Raw genomic sequence first — 12657 nt, forward strand, 5'->3', positions numbered from 1 at the left:
TTTCACCTATATTAAAACCTTTACTGCTTCTAATTTAATTAATTCTAATAAGTATGCTTCTGCATCTTCATAAGAAGCAAAATAATTGGTTTTACCATTTCAATATAATGGATAAATTGCATTAACTGTATTATCAATTAAAGTATATGTTCCATCATCTTCTAAATAGAATGATTTATGTGGATCTTTTTCAACAACTGTAGTTCACATTAAGTTATTGATAACATTCTGTTCTGAATCATAGATAGCCGGATTTGATGTATCAATGATTCCATCACTATTAACTCCAGGGTTTCTTATTTTTCCACTTATATCAAAAATGATAGTAATTTTTGAAGGTAAAGCAGACATCATTTTCTTTCTTAATTCATCCTCTGTAACTGAATCTAAAACTAATTTATTATCATTAATAGTTTTTGATTCAAATGAAGGATTAAATAAAGTTTCAGAGAAACTATACCCTCTTAAGTATTTACCATAAATCGCTTCTTCATATTTTACTAAGTCATTATCTTGATCATATTCTTTTAATACAAGAACATCATCTGCACTAGCAACATTATTATTAGTTGTATGGTCATTTGCATATTTAGAATATGTTGAATACTCAATATTATTTAAACTTAAAATATTATTATTGTAAGCATTTAATGCTCCATAAATACCATCTTTAATTTTAATTTTAGTATTATTAGTTGATACTCCTCAACCAATAGGTTTATATTGAGTTGTTTGATCAATGCTAAATAATTTTCTATTGGTTGAGCTATCAGTTTCAACATTTGTAATAGATTTATTTAGATCATAGAAATATGTTGCTTGATCAATATTAACATTTCAATTGTAATTAGAAATATTATTAACTTTAATAACTTTTGGACTATTAAAATTGGTTCTATAAAAATCTTTTAATTGTTCTAATACAGTTAAATTATTATTATAAGTATTTAATACATTTGGATTTTTAGATATTAAATCAATACTAAAAATAGGCATGTTTTTATATTTAATAACTTGAGAATAATTATTTAATTTTGTGTTCAAAATATAGTTAGATAAGTAATTATTTAAATATATAAAATTATTATTTGTATTATTAGTAAATTCAAAATTAAATGAATTATTAAATGAATTGTTGTAATTAGAATTAAAAAATGTTTTTGATATATTATTAAAACCTTCATATTCATTTGTATTGCTATGATGAATACTTTTCATTGATTCTTTTACATAAATTGTATAAAAAGTTTCTAAGAATTCATTATTAAGCACAACTTTATTATTAAAAGCTTCATCCCTAATAGATTGTTTTTCAATAACTCCATTATTTTCGACTTCTACTGTAGTTGTATCATTGTTAATTAAATCTATGATATTTTTTAAATCATTTTTAATATTATCTGAATATTGTCTTAGAGTATCACTTTTATCTATATATTCTTTAGTAATTTTTTGGAAAACACTTTCTTTTTCAACATTATTAGTACTAAAGAATAACTCTGTATTAAATTTAGTTTCACAATCATTGTTAATTTCTTGTTTTTTAAAATATTCATTGTCTTGAATTTGAACACCAAAGTATAATTCAGCTCCATTACGTGTTCCAGGAGATAGAATATCTACATCAAATTCAGGCTTACCTGCAAGATCATCTCCTTCACAATGTATGTTAACAATAATGTCTTGGGTAGGAGCATTATCTAACCCTGCTCATAAATCTTTACTTAAAGTTACATCTATATATTTTGATCTTTTTTGGTTTCATCATCATATTCTTTGTTCTTCCATTTTTATAAAGATTTTATCTCTTTGCAAGTCTCTACTTAACATTGTATCTCGATCTAAAAATGATTCAAAAATACCTAAATCTTTAATTCTAATTTGTTTAAATACTCCATCTCTTCTATCATTAATATTATTTCATCAATTTCCTGCATTTGTACTACTTTTAACGCTTTGTACTCAATCACTATTAGAAGAAGTGAAAGAATAATTTGGTGAAAGAGTATCATTGTAATTTAATAAGCTTAAATGCACATCTACTCTTAAATTTAAGATTCATTCTTTTATTGAATCACTAATTATGTCTGAAAGAATATCATTTAATTGTTTGCTTGTTAAACTAAAAATTTCATTACTTTCATTTAAAGATGTAAATGTTTTTAAATTAGATGATTTTGCTTGGTTTGTTTCTTGTAATAGATCAAAAGCAAAAAAGTTATCAATATTAACATTGTTAATATTATCAAAAGCTATTTTTTGAAATACTGCAATATCTTCTTTATTTAATGGATTAATTTGAACTGTTTTATTATTAGCACTATCATTTACTTCATAATAAGCAATTTCATCAAAGCGCACACCTTTTTTATTAACAGCTTCTGCTTCTTCATATGTTAAATATAGTTTTCCACAAGTGTCAGCATAGAAGTTTCTTACTAGACCTAGGTTAATAAAAGAGTTTTTAGCTTCATCATAACTTCTTACATATTGACCTAAAGCATTAATTCAAGCTGGTGAAATTCGATTATGAGGATTTTGTCAATCAAAAGGTCTTAATTTAGTAATATCAATTTTTTTAGTTTCTTGATCAAAAATAGCATTCTTAACATCTCCATAGTATTGTTCTAATCCTATTACAACATCATTAGATGTATTAAGAATATGATTTACAATATCTTGATAAGAATTGTAATATTTACCTTGTCATAAATATTTGTAACTATTTCTTGTTATAATGCTATCTTCATTTAATTTATTAGTAATTGAAGTAGTTAAAGCAGTAACTGTTGAACCAATTACAGGAATTGCTAAAACAAATGCTGTTAAAGTTGAGATTATTTTGTTTCTTTTATTCATAGCTTCCACCTCCTTTAGTAATTTCACCTTTTTCAATAGCTCAATTAATTAATTCAGATTTTGAATAGAAAATTTCGTCATGTCCAGGTAATTGATATTGACTAACAGTTGAAACTGTTGAATATACTGAAAAGTCATATTTAGTTAATAAATAGTTAAGAGCTTGATTATAACTATCAAATACTTTGTATGATCCTGGTTGACTTGAATCACCTACTAAGTATAATTCAACTTCTCTAGCATCTTTTAAATCTTCATAGTATCTAGCAAAGTTTAAATCTTTAGTTAAAACTTCTTTTGATTCTACTTGAAACATTGATGAAAATTGTAAGAATAAATGGTTAATAATTTCATCATTAGTTAGTTCGGTTGTTGAAGTTAATGATGAAATATTGGGATCATAAATAATATATTTATTATCTGTATTATTGTATTCAACATTTTTTGCTTGTGATCATGAATTAAAAGGAATAACATATTCATTTTCTTCTGCATTTTGATAATCTGGTTTCCCATCAACAATGTTTGGTAATTGTACTATTTTAACTGGTTTAATATCACTAATAACAGTTTCTATAGCTTTTTGAATTGAGTAAGTATCATTACTATTAATTACATTACCATTAGCAAATGTTAAATTATTTACAAAGTATTTTGATTGACTAGTATTATTTAAAATATCGCTTTTAATTTTTATGTAAATAGAATTAACTAATGTTTCTTTTTCAGAATTATTAATATCATGATAGTCTCCTAATATATCAAAAACATCACTAGGTTTTGATGAAAAAGGAGTATTTGTTGCAATAGGTTGATATGAGAATACTTTTCTAATATTATTAGAAACAGGCACATATAAACCATTAATAATATCTTTTGCTTGAATATATTTTAATGTGTCTAAACTTTCATAAAGTTTACCATCATAATAGTATTGGTCTTTAACATAAGCTGAAGTAATTTTTTGAGGTTGAATTAATTTCATTTTATCAATACCATCTTCTTTTAATGTTAATAAACCTCAAAACATAGTTGTTTTTTGTCCACCATTTCAAATATAGCTAATTGAAGAATCGTTACTTGTATAAATGTAAGAATAATAATTTGTTTTAGGAGTAAAAGTACCTTGTATAATATCTAAAACAGCAAAAGCAACATCTAAATATGGCAAGAATTTAGTAATTGATTTTGATAATGATTTAAACTTATTAATCAAGTCATTTAAAGTACCATCTTTTAAACTATTAAGAATTGTATTATTATTTAAAATCTTATCTAAGTTATTGAAGAATTTATTAACATTACTATAAACATCTTTAGCATTAGATCTACTTATCGATGAACTTTCATAATTATTATTTCCTTTTTTAATCTCACTAATTAATTGATTAATTTTTTCCTGATCTTGATTAATTGATGAAAAATATTTATCTAATCAATTAACTGGTTTTAAATTTGTAAGAGCTTGACAAACTATTTTCAATGAATTATTTTCATTATTTCTATTTTCCAAAATAATTCTATTTAATAATTGTATTAAAACATCATGTAAATTACTATTTTGAAAATCAATTCTAGTTAATTCATATTTATAATTTGTTAGTTGCAAAGAAATGTTATAAATTAAATTAAATAACATAAAATCTTGAAATGAGATGTAATCAATATTATTGATTAAGTTTTTAAACATATTACCAAATGAATTATCTTTATTAATTATGCTTTTAAAGTTTTCAAAGATAGAACTATTATATTCAGTCGAATTTGGATTATTTTTTAAATTTGCTTTTGCTTGTTCAAATAATAATTTATAAGCCGAATTAAAGAATGATGTATTAATTGTTAAATCAGCCGCTAAACTTAAATCTTCAGCATCTAAAGCTGTAGCTGTTTCAATATTTCGACCATCTTTTCATTGGTATCAAAAATCATTAGTTGTTGTTGAAGAAAACATTAATCATAATTTTTCATATTGTTTATCATATTGAGCATTTAAAGAATAACTACCATTAGTTGTTGTTCTTTGATTTTTAATAAAGTTATTTAAAATTGTAAAATCATATGGTAAAAGACCATTAGCCATTGTTGCATTTGTATTTGCTAAATTAATAATATTAATAGCATTTATAAATTCAGAGAAGTATCTAATTTGATCTGTGTAATATTTAATATCTGCATTAAAATCTTTTGTATTTGATTTAAAATCTAAAATTTTTTCAAATGATATTTTTTCTTTTTCATGCCCTTTTTGAGAAGAATATAAAAGTTCTGCAGGAATTAATTTAGCAATATTTTTATCAATTTCTTGAGCTATTTTATTAAATATTACTCTTGTTTCTTCAATTAAATTATTTTTAGCTCCATAGTTAATTAAACTATCAATAATTCATGAATAAGAAAGAATAATGGCATAAAAAGTATTGTAACTTTTTCCTTGTTGAATAGTGTTCATAAAGTTTAAATAATCTTGATATAAAGTTGCATTAAACTCTTTTAAATTATTAAAATATGTTTTTAAATCTTTGTTAATACTTTTAATGTTAATTATTGGTAAAGCATTTTCTTCAGATTCTGTTGCAGCTTCTTCTTCAACTAAAATAATTCCTAAAAAGTTAGCAATTTGTTGTGCATCTTTTTCTTGTGCTACTAATCAATCATTATTACTTACTTTTCTTCAACTCTTAGTGTTTGTAATATTTTGAATTTCATCGGTAGATATAGTAAAATAAGGACCAAATAAAGTATTTGCATCCTCTTTTGAAAGATCAATAAGATATGATGATTTACCACTTGTGCTTGAGACTTTTGTATAATCTACATCTGACATCAAATTTTTAATATTAAGTGGATTAATATCTGAAGCAGATAAATAATATTTAGTACCATCTGCTGGCATAGTGATTTCTAAATATTGATTACTATTTGTTTTAATAAAATTAGCAAATTCAATTTTGGCATTAATTGATTCATTTGAAGTTCCTTGATCAATTAAATGGTTTTTATTGATAGAACTTGAATGATTATTATTTGAACTTAAAATAGAAATTTCAGCATTATTTTTAGTTTTAAATCCTTCTCCATTTTGACCATAATATTCAGAAGATAAATATAATTGTAATTCTTCTTTATTTTTGAAGTACATTCCATTGAAATAGTAAGCATCATGAACTGCAAAATATGATTTTTTAGCTAAGTCTTCAGATTCATATAAAGAATTATTTAAACCACGATAAATTGTTGTTTTATCAATATTGTTATTGAATTGAATTCTTGATAAATCATTAAAACTAATTCCATTAACATCATCAGATACAATATTTTGTAATGATGTAGTACCAGAAATTTTTTGAATTTCACTAGCAACTGCTTCTCTTAATAAAGCAGGATCTGTATAATAAACCATTTGTCCATTTTTGGTAATAGATCATTTATTTCTAGTTTCTATATCAGCAGTACCTATTAAACAACTTTGTTGAATATAGTTTTCTAAATCTAAATAACTATTAAATGTATGATCTCCCATTAAATAGTTAGTAGATGAAGCAACATTATTATTTTTTAAAGTAGATGACAATGAAACGCTAGTAACACAAATTGCTGAAACAGCTAAAAAACCACTAATTCCAATAATGCTTCTTAGTTTTTTATTTTTTAAATTTAATTTAGACATAATAGCTTCTTTACTTTCATTTATTCTTATTGTTATATATTGTTTTATATATTGTTTAAATAACAATATAATTTTATCATTTTAGTTGAAATAACAGCAATTTAAACAAATTAATGATTTTCCATATTTTTGTAGTTATTATTTTTAAATTTATTCATTGCTATAACATAAGAACCAATAAATATAAAAACAAGAGCAGTAATATAAATATCACTATGAGATAAGTAAGTATTATCTTCTATTGAAAAGTAATAAGAATATTGATTTAAGTTAGCATTGTTTGGACTAAAAGACATAGCAAATAAGTTAGGTAAACTATTAGATAGCTTATTTAAGAATGTTCTTGCATTATAAACGCTAAAAGTATTTTGATCAACATAATTACCTCATGAAGCTTTATCAACAATTGAAGGATCAATATTAGTTAAAGAACTAATGTTTTGATATGTACCATTAATTGTTAAATATCCTATTGATTGATTTTGAAATCTAATCAAACTATTTTTAATAAAGTCAATATCTGAACTAGAAGGAGCTTTTGTTTCATCTAAATCTTTAACTGAAGGATAAATATTATTTATATCATCAAAAACAGGATTGGCATTTCCATAAGTATTATTAATATTATTTTGTGTATTTTCACTAGTTCATAAGTATTGCAATAAGTTTGCTAGAGAAGGATTAATTTGCATTTCAATTTTTGATAATAAATTAGGTGTTTTTTGTGATAATCAAGAATAATCTCTTTGATAATAAAATAATTGATTATAAGCTGGATTAATACCTAATAAACAACTTAAAGTATTGATTTCTTTTTTATCTAATTGATTTCAATTCATACTTGTATTACTTTGTAAATTTTCTAGTAATTGTTGAACTAATAATTGATTACTTATATCAATATAATTATTATCATTTGTAGTAATAATATTGTTAATATTACCCATTAATAAATCTTCATATTCTGTATTATCTAAAAATAAAGGATTAATATCTTCAGGTCTTAAAATTAAGAAGTTTGTATATTGATTATTATAATTTGAAAAATTATAATTTTGATATAAATTCTTTAGTAAGGAATGATTTTTATCAATTTGATGATTTTCATAATCATTAATATTAAAAATATTTTTCATTAATAAAGCATCAAATGAAACAAATATTTCTCCTGGAATAAAATAACTATAAATTGGTGAAGAGTTAATTGCTTGAATTTCATCTTTATTACTATTTACATAGATTGGATTTATTTTATCAACAATATATGTTTCTACTGCATTATTTTTAGTAACTGTTAATTGAGCAAAAGAATTACTATTTTGAGGATTAAATTCTAATTTGTTTTGATTAATAGATAAAGATCTAGTAAATATAGGAATTATTCATAAGAAAACAATTAATATTGAAGCAATAGCAAAACCAATTCTTTTGAAGAAGATGGCAATAAAAATAAATAATGAAATATAAAATAAATTAATAAATGGATTGATAAATATATTAGAAACAAAAAAGAACAAAATTCATTTAGTGTTGATTTGGGTTGATAAACAAATAATAAAATTTAAGATAAATTGAGCAAATAAAGCTAAAAAACCAATTGCAAAAAAAAGAATAAAACGAGCTACAAATATTCTTGCTTTACCAATAGGTAAAGATATTAAAGTTCAATCAAGACTATTATATTTACTTTCTGAAAATAAACGATTAATTAAAACTATATTTAATAGTATTAAAACGATTTGAGGTAATAAAGAAATGTATAATGAATTGTTTATTAAATTGGTATTAGTTAAATGAAGTATTAAAAGGATTAATGATTGAGAAATAATTAATAAACCAGCTAATGATCAAATGTAAATATTATTTTTAATTAAATTTCAAGAAAAAATAAAGGTCTTTACAAATCATTTATTTTTTAAATTTTCATTAACTACATTTCTAGTTTTCGACAATCAATTATTCATTTTTTTCTCCAAGAATTATATCTTTATATTTCTTAATTAAATCTTTTCCTTCTATTTTTCCGCTTCATTTAATCTGTCCTTTTTTAATAAAAGTTACTGAATTAATATAATTTTTAATTTCATCTAGAATATGCGAAGAAATGAAGATAGTTGTATTATTTTCTTTGTTCATTCTTAATAATTCTTTATATAAACTCATTCTTGTAGAAACATCTAAGAAAACTGTTGGCTCATCTAAAATTAAGAAATTTACTTTAGTTAAAATAGCTTGTATTAATAAAACTTTTTTTGCTTGTCCTGATGACAATTTATTAGGATTTTTTTGAGCAACTTCTTCTATTTCAAATTTTTTTAATAATTCATCAATTTCTAATTTGATTTTTTCATGATCATTTCTTGTTAAAGAAGTTATATTAAATAAATAATCAACAACATTTAAATATGAAGGAAAAAAGTTTTTATCAGGAATATAAAGAAAACCTGTTCTTGCATTAATATTATCTCTAATATTTAATCCATTAATAAAAACATCACCTTGATAATCATTATTTAATCCTGAAATAATTTTTATAGCAGTTGACTTACCAGCTCCATTTTCACCAATAAAAGCATGAAAATCACCTTTTTCTATTTTAAAATTAACATCATTTAAGGCAAAATGTTTATCTTTCTTTTTATATTTCATATAAACATTTTTAACTTCTAATGTATTGATTTCTTCTTTTTTATTACTCATATCAAATGCTTATTTTTTAATTTTGGGAACAATTTTTAATTTAGGGTTAATTCCTAAAAAAGCCGCACCTCATCCTGTATGAAACATTGTTGCTAAAGATGCTTCATAATTATGATCGACTTTTCTTTTTCAATGTTTTTTAACAGCTTCTTCAAAAATGTTAGCAATTAATTGATCATAAGCATAAATAATAGTAATTTCAAAATCATTAATATTCATATTTTCTTTTTTAATAAAATTTTCTAGCTTATTAATAACTTTTTGTGCTCCTAATTTTTTAGAGCTAACAACACCTGCAGATGATAATTCATAGTCAAATTCAACAATAGTAGATAATTTTAAAGAAGTCATAATTGTTTTTTTAATTCCTTTTAATCTACCTGATTTAATGAATGTTTTTAATTCATAAGGAATAATATAGCCAATAGACCTTTTGTCATATCATTGAACATATTCAATAACTTCATCAATAGTGTAGTTATTTTTTTCATAAAGCTTTTTAACTTCTAAAGCAATATCTAAAAAAGCTTTCCCAACTAATTTATTATTAAGAACTCTTACATTAGGATATTTTTTAGATAAATTTAAAATAATATTGTGAGATGAAGATAAATACGAATTAATAGGTAAATACAAAACATCAGTATATTTTTGAGATAATTCAATCATTTGTTCTTCTATAGTAATTACTGAAGCAAGAGAAGTTTTAAAATCTTTTGCTTTCTGAAATTTTTTAACTATTTCATATTTTGTATTTTCATCATAAAATCCCTCTAATCATTGTTCTTCTTCTATAAACAATTGAAGAGGTGTTAAATAAATATCAGGATATTGATTTAAATCTTTTTCTAATAAAGATGAAAATGAAGAAATGACTATAGCGATTTTTCTTTCATTCATAAAAATTAATTATTATTTTCTTTCTTATTTTCTTTTTCTTCTTTATTTTTTTCTGTTTTATTTTTACTATTATCTTCTAACTTAAATGTAATTTTTTCTTTTTCAAATTTAATATCAGGATTTAAAGTTGTAATAATTTTGTCAATTAATAATTCATTAATTAATGGTGTTTCAATTTGTTCTTTTTTAATCATTTTAGCAGCCATTGCTGGATCAATATTGTATAACTTACCAATTCTTTGGTATTGTCTTGCAAAATCATCATCAGTAGGTTTTATTTTTAAATCTTTTGACAAAGCTGTATATATAAATGATTTTTTGATAGATTTTTCAGCTTCTTGAGTAAGTTCAGATTTAACTTTATTATCATTGTAACCAGTTACATCAAAATAATCTTTTTTACTAAATCCTTGATTTTTTAAATTTTCTTCAAATTTTTTGATTAATGCTTGCAATTCTTTTAAAACAATTGCTCTTGGAGTTGGAATTGAATTTTCTTTAATCACTTGTTCTAAAAATTCATTCATAAACTCTGCTCTTCTTTTTTCAATCATTTCTCTTTTTGATAAATCTGTTAAATATTTATTTAAATCTTCTTCATTTTTAACATCTTTAATATTTAAAGAAGCAACAAAATCATTGTTCATTTCTTGTTTTTGATGTGATTTAATTTCATGAATTTTAATTTCAAATTGAGCATCTTTATTTCTAAATTCTTCTTTATAGTAATCTTTAGGGAATTTAACATTAATTGAACCGCTTCAATTTAATTTTTTACCAATTAATTGGTCTTCAAAACCTGGTATAAAAGTATTTGATCCAATTTTTAATTCATATTTTTTAGCTTCTCCACCTTCAAAAGCTTCACCATCTAAAAACCCTTTAAAGTCAAAGATGATTAAGTCTCCTCTTTCAACTTTATCTTCTTTATTTTCTTTGGGTACTAATATCGTCCCTCTTGATAATAAGTCATTGATTTGATTATGAACTGATTCTTTTATTTCTTTATCTGTTGGATTTTTAAATTTAACCTTTAATTTTTCTCAATTTTTGATTTTAATATCAGGATATATAGGATAAATAAAAATAATTTCTAAATGATCATTAGTAACTTTTTCAATACTATATGTAGGAGAATCTAAAATAATATCTTTTTTCTCATCTATGTGTTTTGCAGCATCTTTAACAGCAACATTTAACAATCTAGAAATTGCATCTTCTCAAATTTGATTAGGCAAAATCATTTTTTTAGCAATTTCTGTAGGAACTTTTCCTGTACGATATCCTTTAAGTTTTAATTTTTTAGATAAATTATTAAATGATTTAGTTTGTTCTTCTTTTCAAAGTTTTTTTTCTATAGGTACAATAATTCTTAATTCTGAATTCTTTTCATCATAAATTTTTTCGATTTTTGTTTCCATTTTTTATCCTTTACCTAATAATAAATATTATTTTATATTTCTTAAATATGCAACATTGCATGATAAATATATACTAATGAATTATAACATTAATAAAATTATTTTTTATTAATGATGTTGTAAATTTTTATTTCTTTTTCATTAAGTTCTGATATTTTTTTTATACCTAACATAACATTTGCAATATTGATGATTTCATTATTGATATTTTGATAGTGAAAAAACAAAGAATTAGGAAATTCTTCAATCAAATAAATGAAAAAAATTTCTTTACATAAATCATATAAAGAAGGATTTTTAAAATTATGCTCTTCTAAATCAACCATGTTTTTAATAGCAAAATTGGTTTCAAAAATTGTTTTATTTTTATATGGATTAATTTTTGTTTTATCAATTGTAAAATCATAATTTATTTTCTGAGTTGTTAAAGCATTATAAATAATAATTTTGATATTTTTATTAATTGGTAATTGAAAAATTTCATCAATTACTTTTTCATATCCTATTCAATTTTGTTCATCAAAATAAGATGAAATTTCTAATAAAAAATTTTCTTTATACTGATCATAATTAACAAAAATATCAATTATTTCATCTCGAGAATAATACTTTCTTTTTTTACTTCCATTTTTACTTTGTAATTCATCTAATAAAGACTTTAAAATATTTTCATATTTTTTAGGAACATAAGGCATTGATAGCTCTTCCTTAATTATATTTAAAGCAAGATCAAATTGATCTTCTTTTATTAATTTGTTTATTTTTTCTATTATTTCTTCATAAAAATTTTTATTCATAGATTTTAAATTGTTTAATTCTAATTATATATATTATAATAGAAATTAAATATGTTCTACTTGGAAACAGAAGATAAAAAAGCTAAATTTACTATTAAAATGAGTTTTTTATCCCTTAACATATTCTTTTTTGATTTTTTGTTTTTGAAATTGAAATCAAATAATATTTTCTAACTATGAATACATAATTATTTTTAGTTGTATATTAACAGGATTTATAATTATTTTTTTTCTAGCTTTTAATATGAACATTTTAATAAATCAATCATTAATTAGATTTTAAAATATTACATATTTTAGATATTTTGGT

General features: G+C 22.0%; 7 protein-coding genes. All 7 read right to left on the minus strand.

All coding sequences use genetic code 4. The annotated features are described in order from the left end of the window. Positions 1 to 6: 6 nt before the first annotated feature. Positions 7 to 2859 (minus strand): hypothetical protein, encoded by a 2853-nt coding sequence (locus ACJA29_RS01225; RefSeq protein WP_406602808.1) that lies wholly within the window; start codon positions 2857 to 2859, stop codon positions 7 to 9. After that, entirely contained in the window at positions 2852 to 6529 is a 3678-nt protein-coding gene (locus ACJA29_RS01230) for a hypothetical protein (RefSeq protein ID WP_406602809.1), read from the minus strand. The genes ACJA29_RS01225 and ACJA29_RS01230 overlap by 8 nt, the downstream gene beginning before the upstream one ends. Positions 6530 to 6639: 110 nt before the next feature. Then, positions 6640 to 8493 (minus strand): hypothetical protein, encoded by a 1854-nt coding sequence (locus ACJA29_RS01235; RefSeq protein ID WP_406602810.1) that lies wholly within the window; start codon positions 8491 to 8493, stop codon positions 6640 to 6642. Then, positions 8486 to 9229, minus strand: coding sequence for an ABC transporter ATP-binding protein (locus ACJA29_RS01240; RefSeq protein WP_406602811.1), 744 nt, complete (start codon positions 9227 to 9229; stop codon positions 8486 to 8488). The genes ACJA29_RS01235 and ACJA29_RS01240 overlap by 8 nt, the downstream gene beginning before the upstream one ends. Before the next feature lie 9 nt (positions 9230 to 9238). Further along, on the minus strand, positions 9239 to 10129 hold the full coding sequence (locus tag ACJA29_RS01245; RefSeq protein ID WP_406602812.1) for a DegV family protein: 891 nt from the start codon (positions 10127 to 10129) through the stop codon (positions 9239 to 9241). A gap of 5 nt (positions 10130 to 10134) precedes the next feature. After that, complete coding sequence (tig, locus tag ACJA29_RS01250) at positions 10135 to 11550, minus strand: trigger factor (protein WP_406602813.1); 1416 nt, start codon at positions 11548 to 11550, stop codon at positions 10135 to 10137. A 98-nt stretch (positions 11551 to 11648) separates the two neighbouring features. After that, on the minus strand, positions 11649 to 12371 hold the full coding sequence (locus ACJA29_RS01255; RefSeq protein ID WP_406602967.1) for a DUF3196 family protein: 723 nt from the start codon (positions 12369 to 12371) through the stop codon (positions 11649 to 11651). Between the last annotated feature and the right edge of the window lie 286 nt (positions 12372 to 12657).

Origin of the sequence: Metamycoplasma sualvi, assembly GCF_045276925.1 — a bacterium.
Lineage (GTDB): Bacteria > Bacillota_I > Bacilli_A > Mycoplasmatales > Metamycoplasmataceae > UBA710.